Annotated in this window: 15 protein-coding genes and 1 tRNA gene; 7 read left to right on the top strand and 9 right to left on the bottom strand. The window is 41.7% G+C overall.

Annotated elements, in window-relative coordinates; translation table 11 throughout:
- Nucleotides 1–217 precede the first annotated feature (217 nt).
- The 6 genes from VXM68_RS22280 to VXM68_RS22305 form a co-directional block, all read right to left on the bottom strand.
- Nucleotides 218–745 carry a ferritin gene (locus VXM68_RS22280; RefSeq protein ID WP_367210096.1) on the bottom strand — a complete coding sequence of 176 codons (528 nt, stop codon included), beginning with the start codon at nucleotides 743–745 and terminating at the stop codon, nucleotides 218–220.
- A 322-nt stretch (nucleotides 746–1,067) separates the two neighbouring features.
- The gene (locus tag VXM68_RS22285) at nucleotides 1,068–1,442 is read right to left on the bottom strand and encodes a DUF6686 family protein (RefSeq protein WP_367210097.1); all 375 of its coding nucleotides are present in this window, start codon (nucleotides 1,440–1,442) and stop codon (nucleotides 1,068–1,070) included.
- 176 nt (nucleotides 1,443–1,618) lie between these two features.
- A complete protein-coding gene (gene raiA, locus VXM68_RS22290; protein WP_293951948.1) occupies nucleotides 1,619–1,978 on the bottom strand; it encodes a ribosome-associated translation inhibitor RaiA in 360 nt (119 codons plus the stop codon).
- A gap of 14 nt (nucleotides 1,979–1,992) precedes the next feature.
- Nucleotides 1,993–2,874 (bottom strand): tyrosine-type recombinase/integrase, encoded by an 882-nt coding sequence (locus VXM68_RS22295; protein WP_367210098.1) that lies wholly within the window; start codon nucleotides 2,872–2,874, stop codon nucleotides 1,993–1,995.
- Between the two features lie 100 nt (nucleotides 2,875–2,974).
- Complete coding sequence (gene rpsU / locus VXM68_RS22300) at nucleotides 2,975–3,169, bottom strand: 30S ribosomal protein S21 (RefSeq protein ID WP_209577848.1); 195 nt, start codon at nucleotides 3,167–3,169, stop codon at nucleotides 2,975–2,977.
- Nucleotides 3,170–3,260: 91 nt separating this feature from the next.
- Nucleotides 3,261–3,893 carry an HAD family hydrolase gene (locus tag VXM68_RS22305; protein ID WP_367210099.1) on the bottom strand — a complete coding sequence of 211 codons (633 nt, stop codon included), beginning with the start codon at nucleotides 3,891–3,893 and terminating at the stop codon, nucleotides 3,261–3,263.
- Between the two features lie 89 nt (nucleotides 3,894–3,982).
- On the opposite strand from VXM68_RS22305, the gene VXM68_RS22310 reads away from it, so the two are divergent.
- Nucleotides 3,983–4,056 (top strand) — tRNA-Ile (locus tag VXM68_RS22310).
- Nucleotides 4,057–4,134: 78 nt separating this feature from the next.
- Here the strand turns inward: VXM68_RS22310 and VXM68_RS22315 are convergent.
- The gene (locus VXM68_RS22315; RefSeq protein WP_367210100.1) at nucleotides 4,135–5,223 is read right to left on the bottom strand and encodes a pectinesterase family protein; all 1,089 of its coding nucleotides are present in this window, start codon (nucleotides 5,221–5,223) and stop codon (nucleotides 4,135–4,137) included.
- Between the two features lie 362 nt (nucleotides 5,224–5,585).
- Between VXM68_RS22315 and VXM68_RS22320 the strand changes: the two genes are divergently transcribed.
- The 6 genes from VXM68_RS22320 to VXM68_RS22345 are packed head-to-tail and all read left to right on the top strand — an operon-like array spanning nucleotide 5,586 to nucleotide 13,725.
- Complete coding sequence (locus VXM68_RS22320; protein WP_367210101.1) at nucleotides 5,586–6,188, top strand: RNA polymerase sigma factor; 603 nt, start codon at nucleotides 5,586–5,588, stop codon at nucleotides 6,186–6,188.
- A 43-nt stretch (nucleotides 6,189–6,231) separates the two neighbouring features.
- The gene (locus VXM68_RS22325; protein WP_367210102.1) at nucleotides 6,232–7,248 is read left to right on the top strand and encodes a FecR family protein; all 1,017 of its coding nucleotides are present in this window, start codon (nucleotides 6,232–6,234) and stop codon (nucleotides 7,246–7,248) included.
- A complete protein-coding gene (locus tag VXM68_RS22330) occupies nucleotides 7,235–10,483 on the top strand; it encodes a SusC/RagA family TonB-linked outer membrane protein (protein ID WP_367210103.1) in 3,249 nt (1,082 codons plus the stop codon). Before VXM68_RS22325 ends, VXM68_RS22330 begins: the two co-directional genes overlap by 14 nt.
- Nucleotides 10,484–10,502: 19 nt before the next feature.
- Nucleotides 10,503–11,882, top strand: a complete 1,380-nt coding sequence (locus VXM68_RS22335; protein WP_367210104.1) for a RagB/SusD family nutrient uptake outer membrane protein — start codon at nucleotides 10,503–10,505, stop codon at nucleotides 11,880–11,882.
- A gap of 42 nt (nucleotides 11,883–11,924) precedes the next feature.
- A complete protein-coding gene (locus VXM68_RS22340; protein WP_367210105.1) occupies nucleotides 11,925–12,578 on the top strand; it encodes a hypothetical protein in 654 nt (217 codons plus the stop codon).
- Nucleotides 12,579–12,585: 7 nt separating this feature from the next.
- Nucleotides 12,586–13,725 carry a cytochrome-c peroxidase gene (locus VXM68_RS22345; RefSeq protein WP_367210106.1) on the top strand — a complete coding sequence of 380 codons (1,140 nt, stop codon included), beginning with the start codon at nucleotides 12,586–12,588 and terminating at the stop codon, nucleotides 13,723–13,725.
- A gap of 57 nt (nucleotides 13,726–13,782) precedes the next feature.
- On the opposite strand, the gene VXM68_RS22350 is transcribed toward VXM68_RS22345, so the two are convergent.
- Both VXM68_RS22350 and VXM68_RS22355 read right to left on the bottom strand, forming a co-directional pair.
- Nucleotides 13,783–17,427 (bottom strand): M1 family aminopeptidase, encoded by a 3,645-nt coding sequence (locus tag VXM68_RS22350; protein WP_367210107.1) that lies wholly within the window; start codon nucleotides 17,425–17,427, stop codon nucleotides 13,783–13,785.
- Nucleotides 17,420–18,304 (bottom strand): ABC transporter ATP-binding protein, encoded by an 885-nt coding sequence (locus VXM68_RS22355; RefSeq protein ID WP_293951925.1) that lies wholly within the window; start codon nucleotides 18,302–18,304, stop codon nucleotides 17,420–17,422. The genes VXM68_RS22350 and VXM68_RS22355 overlap by 8 nt, the downstream gene beginning before the upstream one ends.
- Nucleotides 18,305–18,386 lie beyond the last annotated feature (82 nt).

Below are 18,386 nucleotides of genomic sequence, written 5' to 3' on the forward strand. Positions count from 1 at the left end.
AAGGCGCTTTTAGGTAAAAAAAACAAGTTCGTTATAGCTAAAAAAAGTACTAACCGGATAATATTCCCGTCCCTTAGTTCCATCAAACAGACTTTGCGATAATACAATTCAATATAAGAATTCTTAAGCTATTAACGTAAAAAGTTATGATTTTGTATATAAAAAAACGAGCTGTCGGATAAACAGCTCGTTTCTTTATACCTATTTTACAAAATTACTATTCACCTGGAAAGCTAACTTTAAGAAGGTGTTTGTCAATTTCCCAACGGCCAGTACCATCTTCACCGATTACATCGAATAATTCAAGAATGCGTCTTGCAACATACTCTTCTTCCACCTGCTCTTCCAAGAACCATTGAACAAAATTAAAGGTAACATAATCTTTTTCTTTCGCACATCTATCGGCGATGTTATTGAATTGTTCAGTAACAAACATTTCCTGTTCCAAAGTTTGTTCAAACACCCCACGGAACGACTCAAAATCTTGAGGAATACCGATCACCTCTGGAGAGATTGCACGTCCACCACGATTGTTGATATAATTGAAAAGCTTTAACATGTGTTCACGCTCTTCGTTAGATTGCTTTGCAAAAAATTCTGAAGCGTTATCCAAACCTTGATCATCACACCAAGATGACATAGCCAAATATAATGCAGAAGAGTGAGCTTCAACTTTAATTTGCGCATTCAATATATTTTCGATCTCTTCTTTCAAAGAAGATTTTAATTTCAATAAATCTTTCATATTTACCTTAAGTTTAAATTCTAAAACATGCACAGGCGAAACACATCTTCACCTGATTGTATCACAAAGATACAGCAGAACTTTAAAATTTGTATCAAGAATATGTAATACGAATTCAGTCTAAATTAGGCCAGGCGGACACAACTTGTTTAGAATCAATACAATTACAAATACGGCTCATCAATACTTTCGATAAGCGATCAATTAAAACGATGGATACATAGTGTTGAAAATAGTGTATGACAACAAAAGAGAAAGGACAGCAGCATGAACTGCTTCTTTAAATAAAAATTGGCTTAATACAATTCGTCTGATGTATTGACTACGCAAAAACTGCAAATGGCGAAACCTGAAGACACGTTCTGATTACGCTATTCAGCTCGATCATAAATTTAGCGCCGTCTAATAATTCACGTAACTGAAGTACATCTTCGACAGCTAGGATGAAACATCTTTCCGTACGGAAGGGCATGATGATTTCGAAATCCGAAGACCGGGTAGTGTCATGAAGCATATGTTCGATATCAATGGCATCTATACGTTTTTTGAACATGAAAAAATCAGATACCGAGAAAGAAGTAGTCTCCTTATTATATTCCAACCAGAAACAATTTTTACGGCTACATTGATAGACTTTACCTGCCGTGGTTGAGAAAACTTCCTCCACTTGTGCTAACGGACAAACCAATTCTGACATTTTTACTTCGCTTATCATTTAAATCGATCAAAAATAAATATTATTTATAATCAATCCAAGTAAAACTGTAGATTATTTTGATTTAATATAAATAAGGCTTTTAATCCTTCATTACCCATAAAAAAAGAGGCCAGTTGATACTGACCTCTTACCTGAATAACTTTATTTAATCGCTTTTAATCGTACTCTTCTTCCTCTTCTTCCTCTACAACAAGAACGTCATTACGATTATTGATCACGGTATTTTTTGTTTTTGTTTTATGCTTATTTATCTGCCTACGAAGTGATTCTACAGCAATATCTGTTGCCTCTTCAAAACTTTTTGCCTGCCCCTTTGCAAAAAGCTGACTTCCTGGGATATTCAATTTAATTTCCGAAATTTTGTTTGCCTCATCATCGACATTTTCCAATCGCAGATAGCATTCGCCACCAATAATGGAATCCAAAAACTGCTCCAATTTTCCTGTTTTCTTTTTAATAAAATCGATTAGCTTTTGATCAGCAGTAAATCGAATGGATTGCACAGTAATGTTCATTTTTCCTCCTTTTTTTAAGCTTTTGGATGAGCTTGTTTATAAATTGACTTCAATCGTTCTGCTGAGTTATGCGTGTATACTTGTGTTGCCGCAAGTCCTGCATGCCCCAGCAGCTCTTTAATTGCATTTAAATCTGCCCCATTATCCAATAGGGCCGTTGCGAACGTATGCCTCAAAATATGAGGACTTCGCTTACCTTGTGTGGAAATCAGGGTCAACTGCCGATGTACGATATCGTAGATCAGCTTGGCGTATGCCGGCTTCCCCTCTTTAGTAACGATCAGTAAGCTATTATTAGTATCAACAAATTGCGTCGCTTTTTGTTGTAAATAGTTTTTCAATTCTTTCAATAAAAGATTATTGATCGGAACTAGGCGTTCTTTGTTCCTTTTACCTAATATAAGAATGTTTTTATTAAAAAAATCAATATCCTGTTCTTTAATTTTCAACAATTCCGATAATCGGATGCCTGTACCAAACAATAATTCCATCACCATATAATCACGAGACGATTCAAATCCATCCTGCTCCTGCTCCATCTGGTCCAATAAGCGCACCAATTTTTCCTTTTCGACAACTACCGGTAATTTTTTAGGAGTTTTTAACGCTTTAATAAGTGTCATGGGATTTTTGGCGATACATTCCTCACGTTGTAAAAATTTGAAATATGTTCGCAATGCAGACATGCTTCGGTTTACGGAGCTGGCATTCTTTCCAGCTTCCACCATTTGTGCAAAGTAATGCCGCAAATCACGGTACACGATATCCTGCGCCGTCAGCCCTTCCCGACACAAAAAAGAATGAAACAGATCCAGCTCATGCTTATACGCGACAACTGTATGTTCTGAATACCTTTTCTCAATTTGCAAAAACCGAATAAACTCCTTTTCCAACATTTTTCCCTTGCTATATGCCTTAAATTACGAACTTAAAAGCACAAAAAAAAGGGAAAAGCAATGCTTTTCCCTTTATATTTTAAAATTATCAACGAATCAACTAGTTAGCTAGATCTTGATTCAAAGATTGTTTGTAAATCGCTTTTTTCACTTGAATGCGACGAGTTACAGATCTCTTTTCGTAAGCTTGACGTGAACGCAACTCTCTTAAAACTCCAGTTTTTTCGAATTTCTTTTTGAAACGTTTCAATGCTCTATCTAAAGATTCTCCTTCTTTTACATTTACGATAATCATGCGTTATATATACCTCCTTTCGCCGCTTTTAAATTTAAAGTGGGACAAAGGTAAGCTATTTATTTCTAAAAAGGGAAACAAAATTGTTTTTTTATAACAACTTGAATTCTTCCAGTAAAATTTGCAGCGGTTTCTCTTTGGTACATAATGCCGTACGCCATCCCAATTGATTAGCTGTGGCCAGGTGCTGCGGACTATCATCGATAAATAAAGTCTCTGCTGGGTCCATTTGTTGTTCTTGCATAACCAACTCAAAAATCTCCGCATCAGGTTTACGCATTCCTACCAAATGAGAGTAATAGGTCTTCTCAAAAAACCCTTCGTTGTCTGCAACGCCATATTTCTGCTGGATATCATTCATACAATAGGCATAGTGAATAGCATTGTTATTGCTTAATAAGAAGGTTCGATATCGTTCTTTCAACTGGATTAAAATTTCATGATTACCTTGTGGCACACCAATCAGCAGGCTATTCCAGGCAGCGTCTATCTCGTCGTCTGTCAATGCGGAATTTTGGGTCAATTCTCTTATTCCATCCCGAAATTGAGCCGGATCAATTTTTCCTTTATCAAAATTATCAAAAAGTGCACTTTGACCATGATGTCCAAATACAGCATCTACATTCCCTATACCTAACTGAGTAAAAGCACCTTTCAATTTCACAAAGTCGATCATAAAGATCACATTGCCATAATCAAGAACAATATTTTTAATTTTTTCCATCGAATTATTTTGAAATATCGATACAAATATCGATAATTGCATCGTCAAAAGTGCACAACAGCTGCTTAAATTGACAAAATTACAGACCTGCTCCTATAGCTCAGTCGGTTAGAGTAGAAGACTCATAATCTTTTGGTCCCTGGTTCGAGCCCAGGTGGGAGCACAAAGCAAAAAAGCGGATTTTCTAGCTAGAAAATCCGCTTTTTTCTTTCGCATCCCGCTCGCCTTTTTGCAGCAACAGCTACGGCGTTATCATCTTTTTAACGTTCCAATCGCCCAGTACACGATCCAGCTTATATACATCCCGTTTTTTTTCCTGGAGCTGATGTGACCATTCCACACGCTTGGAGAGATTCGATGCCCCAGCTCCTTTCGACCCCAATTCGGCATAAAACACTGTTTTATGCTTATCTGGAAACAAGCTATCACCCTTCCAATCATTCCAACCTTCAGGAACAATATGAGCCCCCAAGGTACAGTCTACCAGAACCGTATTTGCGTAGGGACGCCACGGTCTGCCGAGAAATACTTTATCGACCGCAGCATCTGCAGCAACAAAATCACACTCCTCGAAGACATAACCGTACTTTTGCCCCTCAGGTGTAGCAGCAGCTGTAACATACGAATTTCGAAGGGATAGAATCCGGCATTGCTGAAAAAAAGCAATCCCCGGCCCGAAGATAAAATCCGTCGTTCCGCTGATACTGCAACCAAAAAAATAGCTTCTTGCACCACCTTTACCTAGATACAAGGTATCCTGAAAACCCAACAGACGGCAGTTGACCAATGCGATCTGGTCGCCTTCTAGATGAAGTGCCACCGCCTGCCCCACTGAACCAGCTGCATTTTCGATCGTTAAATTCTTGAGGAGCACCCTACTCCCCCGAACCAATAGGGTATAACTGCTGAATGTTCCAAGCGTAAGATCCCCCCGCTCATCTGGACAGTCAACCTGCTTACCCGCATAATCATTAAAAACAATCTTAGTATGGATAGCATCCTCACCTATAAGCTCCATATTTTCGATATACGTTGGGATCACTATTTTTTCATGATAAATTCCTTTCCTGATCCAAATCCGAACGGCCTGTCCGCCGCGAAATGCACGAACTGAATTTACAGCTGCTTGTATACTTGTAAAATCACCCTTTCCCTGTTGGTCTACTGTGATCAATTCGGGATGTGCAGCCCGGCCAGGCAGCACACGGATCGCATCCGGAAGCCACACCTCAGAAGTGTAATTATGTCCGAATGTCAATAAACAGCTAGACAAGGTCATATAAGCGATCAGGCAAATCGTTCCAATCGTTTTATTTTTAATTCTTATCATACAATTCGAGCATAAAATATTCATTTAAATTCTTAAGCTCATTTCTATAGCCAGCATGTTATGAAATGATACCTTAGGTTTATCTGCTACTTTTTAATTTTGGTTACCAGTTAAAAATAGCTTTTTACGAATGTATTCTACTATTTTTTCTACGCAATCGATCTCAAAATAACCATCGGCAACTACCATTCAATCTGCTTAACTCGCAATCGTCGTTGAAGGCACCAACCGCCAATCATACGCTATTGACCTTTAAGGCTTTTGCAGCAACTTTTTAACAATAGTCAAAATTTAATCAGTGGGAAGAACGAGAAATACATTTTATCTAAGCCACGTGATACAAACAGCACAAGGACGACTACATGCATTCAGATACCAACCAAATAGCAATCTTATTTGTAATTATTCTAAATAAAAATGTAGATTTGCGCCTTCATACCATGAGACAACATTGGATAGCTACATTGAAAGGGTCAAGTGAGGCCTTTGAATCCTTATATGACTTAGTATACAGGGAGCTTTTTGCCTACGGCATGATGCTCGGATATTCACGTGAAGCCGTAAAAGATGGTATACAACATCTATTTCTAGAATTATGGGAAAAACGTGACCGCCTGTCTCCCGTTGATAATATCAAATCATATTTGATGACATGGTTGCGGCGTATTCTGAATGACCATCGGTTATTGGATGAGAAATTGGCACTAATAAATTATCGGTCCAATGACAATGCTCCCTCACATGAAACTGTGCTCATACAACTGGAATCCGTTCGCGAAACCAGCTCTCGCTTAAGCCAAGCTTTGAAATCCCTCACACCAAAACAAAGACAGGTAATTGATCTCAAGTTTTTTCAAAACAAGTCTTATGAACAGATTGCAACTGAAACGGGAAATAGTCAGCGTACAATCTATAACCTTGTTTATGAATCTATTAAGATTCTAAAGAAAAAAAATGAAAAATAATCCGGTAAAAAACCGGATTTCTCTCCTCTACACTCATATATACATGAAAAAAATTTACAACGATAGCGTTGATTTAATAACGGATGAGAGCTTTGTGTCTTATCACAATGGAAACGCAAAACGCGCGGAAATTCATTTTTGGACGATATGGATTGCAGAAAATCCAGATAAATTACATCTTGTTACCGAAGCAAGGACGATGTTGAATGCCATAAACGTGCATATCAGCGAAGCGGAATTTCAGGTTGAAAAAGATAAACTATTGGCGAAGCTGGAAAGCAAAGCACCTGCAAAAGCACATCGGCTTGGAGGAAAATGGCGATGGATTGCTGCTGCTTCTATCCTGCTCATCGCTATATTTTCATTCCATCAGATTTTTTTAAAAGGCACAACTCCGCCTACGCTCACCTTACAACCTACTTCCACCGAAGAATGGCTTCATGTCTCCGCCCAAAATGGCAGAATAATGAAGGTTAACCTCAGTGATGGAAGCCAGATTACGTTAATGGGTGGAAGTACACTACACTATCCAAAACATTTCGGTAAGGATACCATGTGTGTTCTGCTGAACGGTGATGCACACTTTAATATTTCAAAAAACGCAGGCCGTACATTTGCAGTAGAAACAGATAATGCCATAGTGACGGTATTGGGGACACAATTTTTGGTGGAGCAAGCTGATTCAAAAAATACACGTGTAAGTTTGTTTTCCGGAAAGATTAGATTGACCAACCGCAACAATAAAAGACAAATGCTGCTCAGTCCCGGGCAACAGGGGTATGTCACCAATACAACTATCCATCTCGATAAATTTGCGCCCACACAGATCAATAATTTTCCGGAAGGTATTTTACATTTTCAAAATGCTTCTTTCGCTGAAGTCGCTCGGAAAATGAAGCAATATTATGGAATCAACCTCTCCCTCCGCAAACCCAATGCGCGATGGAGATATACCGGCCATTTTGAGAAGCTGCCTGTTGAGGCTGCACTCGCCGCGATTTGTTTTTCAAAAAAATTGTCATCAAAAAAAATAGCAACAGATACGTATGTGCTCTATTAAAGAAACAGTAAGACGAACCTTCTTATTGAACACCATTTTTCTACTATCCGCTGGGGCCGCTTCCGCACAAAGCACATCTGGGCAAGGCACCCTGGAAACTGCTTTTCAATTATTGACCCAGCAGCACGCCGTACATTTTTCCTACGATGCTTCCATTGGACTGCAGCGGCGTGTTCCTCTTCCCACAGCCAAAGAAAACCTAGACACGTATTTGTCTAGATTAGCATCGACCCATCAGCTGCGCTTTCAGCGAATCAAACGCTCCAACGTTATTGCCGTCAACAAGGCAGCTAAGCCCATATTGCTCAACGGTATTGTGAAAGATGCCAAAACAGGCTTGCCGTTGACCGGAGCGACGCTAATACTTAGGAAAGAAAACAAAACCTATCGCACGGATAGCTTAGGGCGATATCGTATACTGACCGCCGCTGAAAATCGCGGGCAAGAAATTGGGATACGTTACATGGGCTATCAGAATTACGATATCGAGGTGGATACCGGATTTCAGCGGATCAACCTGGTTCCCTTAGATCAACAACTCGAGGAAGTATTTGTCAGCAGCACCTACGAAGCACCGAAACTTCGCGAGGAAATGATCGGAAGTGTATATACGATCAGCGCCAAGGATTTACAAGCCGACCGGCCAATAGAAAGCGTAGATAAAATGCTGGAAGGACTAGTGCCGGGGTTATATGTCGAACCCAGCACTTCCCTAGGCACTCCTGTTAAGCTTCATATTCGCGGCCAGGGAACACTGACAAACCTCACAAGCAATACCGGACGATCGACCTCTTCGCAGCCGCTGTACGTTGTCGATGGTGTTGTTGTACAAGAACAGGAAATAGGCGATGCAAATTCACTTTTCTCTGGCGAGACGTTATTGAATCCGATCGCAGGAATCAACCCATTGGATATTGAATCTATTTCGGTACTTAAGGATGCTGCCGCAACAGCAATCTATGGCGCAAATGCCGCAAATGGTGTTATTTTGATCACGACCAAATCTGGTCGCAGTGGCAAGGCACAGCTAACAGCCTCTTACAATACCGGGGTCTCCACGTTTATCAACCAAATGAAATTACTCTCCGGACCGCAATACTACGAATTACTGCGAGAATTTTATATAAATACCGGCTCAACGGCAACGGATGCCTCAAAAAAGGCAGGTAGCAACAGCATCGATACCGACTGGTTTGGACTGACGTCACGTAATGCACGTTATGATAATATCAATCTGTCTCTTTCGGGCGGGAAAGGTAAAGATACATATTATCTTTCCATGGGCTACCGTAATCAGCAAAACGCCAGTCCTGGGAATGGTTTGAAGCAATACACAGGCTCCATACGTTATTATAATCAGTTTAGCGACAAGCTTCAAATGACCACCACCATATCGCCGGCACTGATGCGGCGGGAAGGTCTCGACCAATTTGCCAATGCCGCTTATATGCCGCCCAATATACCGCCGTATCAGGAAGATGGAAGTTACAGCACCTTTTTAGGCCTCGTCAATCCAGTTGCAGCATTAGCCGAAAATACGGATAAAGCGTTGGCTTTTACAGGAACCGCACGGATCGAACTCCAATATGCCCTTTTACCTTTTCTGAGTCTGCGCGGAGCGATAGGTGGAAATATGCTGCAGTCCAAGCAGGAAACTTTCCTTTCGGGTATCGCCGGCGCATCCACCGCCAAAGATGGGCGCCTGCGCATCAACGACCGAACGACATACAGCTGGACTTCCATGTTACAGCTTACCTACAGCCCAAAATGGCAAAGTGGACACCGCTTTGTCGGAATCGCGGGGATGGAGCTAAAAGATCAATACAGCAATTTACTAGTCGGCCAAGGTAGCGGGTTTACCTACGATCGCGTCATCGCCATCGGGCTCGCAAGCACCAAGACGTCTTCCTCCTCGAAAATCTCGGACGCAACCGTATCCAACTATGTGCAGATGAACTACGACTATGACAAGCGATTTTATGCTGCTCTCAGTGGCCGTGCAGATCAGTCGTCTATGTTTGGTGGCGACAAACAGGTGGCACTGAATGGAGCGCTTGGATTGGGCTGGAATATCAGCAATGAAAAATTTATGCAAGCCATTCAGGCAATAGACTTTTTGCGTTTACGCAGTAGCTTCGGAACGACAGGCAATTCGCGGATTGGTTCCTATGCATCCAGAGGTTTATACAAATTCAACAATGTGACCTATGGCGGACAGACAAGTGCAAGCCCATCCTCTACTGCGGCACAAAACCCCGACCTAGGCTGGGAAACGAATATTAAGTTCAATATTGGCGTTGACCTGAATGCTTTCAATAGGTTACGTGTGACACTGGACTTATACAGAAATAATATCCGCAATCTGATCGCAAATATCAGTGTGCCATTGGAAACCGGTTATGCTGGTATGCCGCTCAATTCAGGAAACATGTACAATCAAGGACTGGATTTGAGCATTGCCTACCAATGGTTAAAACAGTCCAAGGTCACTTGGAACAGTACCCTTATTGGTGGCTGGAATAAAAACAAGGTGACTTCGTTTAATAATCCATTGATTGAACAATATGCTGCAAACTCTTCAGATAATATAGGTGCAGGCCAGCGGGTAGGATACAGTTCTACTTCACTGTGGGGTGTCAGATGGGCCGGCGTCGATCCCAATACCGGTCAGGAAGGTTTCTACACCCCTGCTGGTGATGTGGTCAACAGAACTGAAATACGGGCTATGGGGCAGAGCGCCTACCAATTACTGGGGAATACGATGCCCGATTTTCAGGGCAGTCTTATTAACAATTTGGGATGGAAGGGATTTCAGCTTACCATCAATCTACAATATAATCTTGGTGGCAACAAGTTTGTACCCACAACCTATTTACGGGATGGAAATAGTCTGTCAAACTCCAACATGTCCGTCAATTTACTGGACCGATGGCAGCAGGTGGGCGATATCACGGCAATTCCAAAGCTAAACTCCAGCTCACCAGTTAATAACTCTTCCCGTTATTTGTACAGCATGACCTATATCAAGCTAAGCAACGTTTCCTTAAGCTATCGCCTGGCCGATCGTCTAATGAAACGGATGGGTATAGGACAGACGGCATTGAGCTTTAATGTGACCAATGTATTCTACTGGTTCAAAGACAAAAGTCCGGCAGGCAGAAACGGCATCCGCGAATACCGATTTACCTATCCGGAGACACGTAATTTTTCGATTGGTTTACGAACCACACTTTAATCTTTCAATAATTCGAGTTATGAACATAAAGACACTAAGTGTTGCTTTCCTTTTGGCCTGTAGCACAATAAGCTGCTCAAAATTTCTAGATAAAGAACCCGAAAACGAGGTATCGGTCGAGCTGATTTTCTCCGATATGCCGGGCGCAAAATCAGCACTTGCAGGGGTGTACAACAACCTGTTTCAGTCGGACTATTACAATGGTTTACGCATGGTTTACCCGGACCTAATCGGCGGAAATTTGACATTTGCCGCAGCGGGTAGAACGACGCTGTTAACTCTTTATTCATTTGAAACCGACGCTGACAACGATACCATGAACAAGTTATACAGCTATCAGTATACGTTGCTCAATGCCATCAACAATATCATCAAGCGTGTCCCGGAAATAGCCAACATCAGTACGCTTGAACGCAATCACATCATGGCGCAGGCTTATGGCTTGCGGGCATTGGTTCATTTTGATCTCGTACAGTTCTATGCGCAGCCCTATATTTATACAAAGGATGCTTCGCATATGGGCATTATACTCGCCAAAAGCACAATTCTACCCAAAGATGCACAAATAGCACGCTCTAGTGTAGCAGAAGTATACCAACATATCGAAAGTGATCTGAATCTGGCTGATTCGTTATTTGCCAATAGCAAAACCGTATTTGAGGGCAATGCCAAAATATATATGAACCTCCAGGCAACTAAAGCGCTTCAAGCAAGGTTGGCTCTCAATCGCGGTGACTGGCAGAAAGCTTACCAGCTGAGTGCCGAATTGCTCAAAGCAAACTATTCGCTATACACCAACGCTGAGTATGTCGGTAGCTGGAAACAGGCCAATACCAAAGAATCTATTTTCGAATTGGCCGTTCCGAGCAATTATTCCGGCAACTCAATCGGTAGTTACTATGTTAAAGATTCCGGAAATTCTTATTATCAGTTCGCGCCAAGTCAAGACCTCCTCGGATTGTATGGGGCGGATGATGTGAGGGCCACAGGGGGAATATTTAAATATCCAACACTACAAACGGCAGTAACCAGTGTCAAGTTGATCCGCCTTTCGGAAATATACCTGATTCATGCCGAGGCAGCAGCTGAACTCGGTCATACTGAAGAGGCTGTTGTCAGTCTGAATGCCATCCGACTCCGCGGTAATCCGAAGCTCGGAGCCTATGTTTTCACCACGAAAAATCTGTTGATCAATGAGGTCCTTGACGAACGTCGCCGTGAGCTCTGTCTTGAAGGACTATTATACCTTGATTTGATGCGCAGGGGGCTATCTGTTAAGCGCAATGACTGTACAGGGACAAACTGCAACGTCACTTTCCCAAATGATCATATGGTATTGCCCATCCCAAAGCAGTCCGTGCTTTCCAATAACCGCATGATACAGAATCCTGGCTATTAATATTAATCATCAACAATAAAATACAAATTAATACAATACGACATGAACAGTTTAAAAGCAATCCTTAAGTTATCCAAATTCGTCACCATCTGCAGTATGCTATTTTTCACCATCTCCTGCAGTAAAGATAGTACCGTGGCTCCGGAGCCAGAATATGTTCCTAAGCCAGACAATAATGCTATCGCTACCTTTACGAGTACAGATCCTTATTTTGAACTATATATCTACCGTTTTGATGAGGCCACAGAAACCTGGGGAAAACGTATCCGCGCACATTATCCCACAGTATCTAAAACGGACACCACATACATGGGCTTTACCAATCCCTATGTAACCGATAGTGGAGTCAATCTTTTCCAGATGGTCACACTATACAGCGATAAGATCGGTACGACAAACATCAAAACGGCAGGTATCAATGTAGACCAGGTATTGCAATTCTTACCCGATCAGCATAACAACCAGCTCGGTAAAGTGACTGTAAAGGAGCAACAGGTAAAAATCTACAAGAAAACCGAAGCTGCCACAGAACGGAAAGATATGGAATTTTTTGAAATCGGTATAAGTGGTGCGGGAATCTACGATTTAAAACAGGGATTAATCGACCTGGAGGTTAATTTTGACGAGACAGCGATCGGTGGACCCAATAAAGTTACCCGTAAATATAAATTAAGTACCAAAGCGTTAGAATTGTAAATAACAAATGATACGAAGATTACTTGTATTTGGTTTATTGGGCGTCGTGCTGATCTTACTGTCTTTTGTGCAGGATCAAGATATTCCTGATATCGCTTTATGGCGCAAACTATATTCCTCAGGCGATAGCAGGCGATGGCCGAAACCACATCTGGATGATGATGTAAAGGCAAACTTTGTCGATATTGGCACCTTGCCCAATGTTCAGTATCCTGCCGATAACCCGTTTAGCAAGGAAAAGTCGGCGCTGGGGAAAATACTATTTTTCGACCCCAGGCTTTCGGCTACAAAACAGTTGGCCTGTGTGAGCTGTCACGATCCGCAACTGGGCTGGGGCGATGGCAAGAGTCTGGCCCATGGACATAGTCGACGGGTAGGAAAGCGAAATGCCATGACCCTCTACAATGTCGGTTACTACCGTTCCTTCTTCTGGGATGGACGGTCATCTTCATTGGAAGCGCAGGTATTGTTTCCGCTAACCGACAGTGTGGAGATGAACACCGATCACCAAGTAGCTGTTCGCCATATTCAGGAGATCGCTGGTTACGCCCCTTTGTTCCAATCGGCCTTTGGAGACAGTACGGTCAATATCTTGCGCATTCAACAGGCGATTGCAACTTTTGAAAGGGGCATTCGTAGTTATAACAGCAAGTTTGACCGCTTTGTCCAGGGAAATAAGAATGCGATGACGGATGAAGAGGTATGGGGGCTGCATCTTTTTCGGACAAAAGCACGTTGTATCAACTGTCACAATACGCCTCTATTTTCAGATAATCAGTTCCACAACGATGGACAGACGTTATATGGTACCAAGCAGCAGGATCTCGGCCATTACCATATTAGTGGTAAACAGGAAGATATAGGCGCATTCCGGACGCCTTCGTTGCGTGAGATTACGCTAACTGGCCCGTGGATGCACCACGGTAATTTTCCATCGTTATTAGATGTCGTACAGCTCTATAACCTCGGTAATCCCGAACCAATACAACGCAGCGTGACGATAGACCCAAAAACAAGGCCTATACATTCGCCAAAGTTGAAAAAGCTAAATCTAACCAATGAAGAGATTAACGCTGTCCTCAAATTTCTGGGAGCAATCAGTAGCAGTACGCAACAACGTATGATGACTCCTAAATTGCCCGAATAAAAAAATCCTCATCTTCCGATGAGGATTTTCATACCCTTTTCTATTCCACAACCTTTTCTATAGCTCCTTCCTATTGTCATCTGATTCAATATCAATCAGTTTATTGTAAGGATCTATGCCTACCTGTTCGGGTTTTTGATCAACAACTAGTGTCAGGGAGTTATTGATCCGATCAATTCTATGCTTTTTGAGATAAAGTTCCTGCCGGTTATTTCCATCTTTGGCTTTTTTACTAGAGAAAACGCCAACTTCAATATAATCTGCAAGAGGCAAAGACTTTAGTGTCAGCCGATCCGATTTTTTAAATGACAGCGCCTGCCCCCCTGCGTCACTATAGCTCTTTTTTCCATTGCCATCGACACGATATTTAGCTACTTCAAACTGGATATCAACCTGATATTTGCCGTTTTTAAGTTTCTTAGCGCTCACTTTGTCAACTTTATTGTTATACAAAGTAATCGTTTCAAACATATCCTTGATCAGGTAGCGCAGTGAGTCTGGAGTTACCTGCCTTAAGCTATCCACAAACTCGGTTGAGGTTGTGTAGGGCGGACTTTGAAAAGCTGTGCGTTGCAAATAAGCTCGCGCAGTCTTGTTAAAAAGATCCTCACCCAAATAATCACTCAATGCATACAGCACCAAAGATCCTTTTTGGTAATGGATATACATTTGATTCTCATTGTACATCAATGGCTTCTCCCCTAGCTTTTCGGCACTTCGCCCCTTCAAATAGCCGTCAAGTGCATCTTTAAGAAACTTACGCATCTGCCCTTTGCCATATCTTTTTTCCAACACCTTGAGCGATGAATATTCAGACATACTTTCGGACATCAAAGTAGCACCCTGCACATTGGCTCCTACCACTTGATGTGCCCACCACTGATGGGCAATCTCATGAGCTGTTACCGCGTATGGATAATCTACTGCATTTTCCTTTTTTTCATCGACATCGGCAATAAAACCGATCGCTTCGGAAAAAGGAATGGTATTGGCAAAAGACTGCGCAAACGTTCCGGCGGTACGCGGAAATTCAATAATACGCAATTGTCGATGCGGGTAGGCACTGTATTCTTTCGTATAATAAGCCAAAGAAGCCTTACTGGAAGCCATCATCCGATCGATGTTGTAGGTATGCCCCTTATGGTAATAGATTTCCAAATTAACCCCGTTCCACTTATCTTTTTTGACTTCATATTCGGCCGAATTAAAAGCAAAAAAGTTGAGGATCTCTGAATCCATTTTATATTGATAATATTTGCGGCCATCTTTTTCCCATTCTTTTGTCAGATAGCCCGGAGCAATAGCCAATTGATCTTTAGCCGTGCTTACGGTCGCTTCAAAACGGATCCAATCCGCATCATTGGAGATATAATTATTTTGCAGTGCTCTTCGATCAGTCTGCGGGGCCATCCGATTTCGAAACGGTAAACCATACTTCTTGCGCACATCATTATCCACCAGCTCGCCCCGATCCAAATAGCCTATATTCGGAAAAAGCATATTACTGATAAATGTACCATTTCCTTTCACTGGTGACTTTTCATTTATCCAGGTATTGGCCGGACTTTCCGTACTAAATTTCAACACAATGGAATCTCCCGGAGCCATGGGCTTATCGAGCTTATAAATATTAAAATTATATACATCGTCGGCAGAAAGTAGCTTATTTGGCACATTGAAAGAAAATTGATAATCGTAATCATTATAATTGACAAAAATAGAATCGATAGCGATATTGGTCTTATTTTTCAGTACATAGGCTGCTGTTGCTTTAAAACTACGCGTATCCGGAAAAATATCGAGATTAAACTGAATATCCACAACGCGTGGCTGCGGGCGATATTGATATTTCTTATATCTCTTTTCCCATTCGACAGCTTGTTTTTCATGATCCAAACTTGTATAATAAGGGTTTTTGACGTGGTTTTCGTAGTATATTGCACAGCCGATACCAACAAAGCCTAAGAACGCGATCACGAGTATCGTAGCTGTCGTCGGACTCCAGTTGGCCCGAAAAATAGCCCAACGCTCCCCAAAACCCGAAAAACTACCTCTTCGCCACAATACTAGTGCGAGCGTAGCAAAAACAACTGCGAAGAGCAGCCAATAGATCCGATACGTCAAAAAGGGAAGTACATAACCAAACCCGTCCATATCGGAGTAGTCAAGATTTGGCCCCTGATTAAACTGATAGATTTCCTGCTCAACTCCGACCATAGACAAAAATGGCAATCCAATAAATAAGGTCAGTAGCACAAAGAATCCAGCCAGGTAATTTTTGAAAACCGTATGGACAAACAGTGATATAAAAAGCCATACCACATTAGACAGCATACCATAGACCATCAAATGCAGCACATATTGTTTGATTTCAAAATTGTAATAACGATGGTAAACCTGAAAAGCCATACAAGTTAAGATCACGACACCCAACAGGGTCAACTGCATCAACAGGACGGCAATAACTTTAGATCCCATAAAAGCCCAGTTGGGAGCTGCTGTAGTATCTAGTAGCCCTCCCATGCGCGTAATGCTTCCACGGTGAACTAAAAGTCCCATAAAAAGAAAAGTCAGGATCAGCAGGAAAAACTTAAACGTACTCCCCGGGACCATTAGCATTTTCCAGGTAACGGGATATGTCGACGTTCCGAAGATCGATCCGATGGTACTTGCCATCAAAATAATGAACAATACCCCAACGAGCGTCAATATCAAAAAAACGGGATTTTTAACGATATAACGATAGTCGTATCGCGCCATTGTCCATGTTGTTTTCAAATAATGAAATGTCGAAAAATCATAGCTGACCTTAGGCAGATTGATCCGGAAGATACTGTCAAAGTTATTCTTTGTTAAACGAGCTCCTTTTTTTGACGATTTAAACGAAATCGAATGTTGCGAGAATGAAAATAACATGTAAAACCCACCAATGAATAATGCCGCTACAGCGAGCCAAATGAGGCGGTTATAAATAACTACTCCGGTAAAAGGCAGATTGTTGATATTCTTCTCATCTGGCGACCAATATTGGGTATAATACGAGATGGCGCTATCGCCAAACGGATCGATCAATGCACCGACAAAACGATTGTCCATGTTGTTTGCCAAACTCTGAACAAGCACCTGAAGAATAATAAGGATCAGCACGGCAACAAAACCAACGTATACGTTTCTTGTCAACGTTACGAGTACGAAGATAATGGCACTAAACATAACCAGATTGGGAATAACCTGTACGATATACGTCTGTAGATAAGCCCAAATATCCACTGGCCCCAACAAGGATTGATTGATGCCTGGTACAAATTGTGCCACGACAATACCAAGGGTTGACGCCAATACAATAACCAATACCACGGCTACCGACCCAAAGAATTTTCCCATCAGGTAGTCCGTTTTTGAGAAGGGGTAACTGAACAGTATCGTATGCACCTGATACTGAAAATCACGATAGACACAGGCCCCAACAATGGAAGGAATCAAAAAATATATAATTGTTGACATCCCATTGACCATACTATTAATGGCCCAAGGAGAGTTTCGGATGGTGTTGGATGAAGTGGTTGCCGTTACACCGTCAAAAATGCCCAGCGACGAAAGCATAATAAACAGCGAGAGTGTAAAGAACAGCGCCATGTAGATATAAACGGACGAACTTTTAAACCAGCGCGCAAATTCAAAATTAAAGATAGCTTTAAACATGGCGTTGATCATTTTTTAGCGCAACAAAATAGACATCCTCCAATTGACCTTGGGCATTCACAAATGACTCGTCCGGACGCTCATCACTGTGCACCCTAATGTTGAGCGTATTGTCCTGATTGTAATTGGTCGAAATGACATTAAACTTTTGAGTATACTCGTCCAATTGATCTCTACTGATGATACGTACCCAGATCTTTCCCTCCAATTGGTCGATCGATTCTTTCGGAGTACCTCTCAAAAGGATCTTACCACCATTTAGAATAGCTAACTCATGACATAATTCGCGTACATCATCGACAATATGGGTAGAAAATATAACCGTATGATCTGTACCTATTTCCCGTAGGACATTTAAAAAACGATGTCTTTCCGCTGGGTCAAGTCCCGCGGTTGGCTCATCTACGATAATCAATTTTGGATCATTCAGCAACAACTGTGCAATACCAAAACGTTGTTTCATACCCCCCGAATAACCGCTTACACTTTTATTGCGGACTTCCCAAAGATTAGTCACTTCAAGGACGCGATTGATAATAGCATTGCGGTCCGCCTTGGATTTGATTCCTTTGAGTTTAGCAAAGTATTGCAGCAGATCAGAAGCCGAGAGGTTGGGATAAACACCGAATTCCTGGGGCAGGTAACCCAAAACTTTCCTCAAATCCAGCTGATTTTTCAACACATCAATATCGCCAAAAGTAATACGGCCACTGTCGGGTTTCTGAAGTGTAGCGATCGTCCGCATTAAAGAAGACTTACCCGCACCATTTGGGCCCAGCAAACCAAACATTCCAGGTCTGATTTCCAAGTCTACATGGTCTAACGCTTTGACCCCATTCGAATAGGTCTTACTAAGAGTTTCTATGGATAAATTCATGATTAATTTTAACTGTTAATAGTAGGTTAGTATACCAAAACAATGATATGTTACATGAATATAGTAAAAGTTAAAAAGAAAA

This window comes from Sphingobacterium sp. R2 (genome assembly GCF_040760075.1).
In the GTDB taxonomy this organism is placed as follows: Bacteria; Bacteroidota; Bacteroidia; order Sphingobacteriales; family Sphingobacteriaceae; genus Sphingobacterium.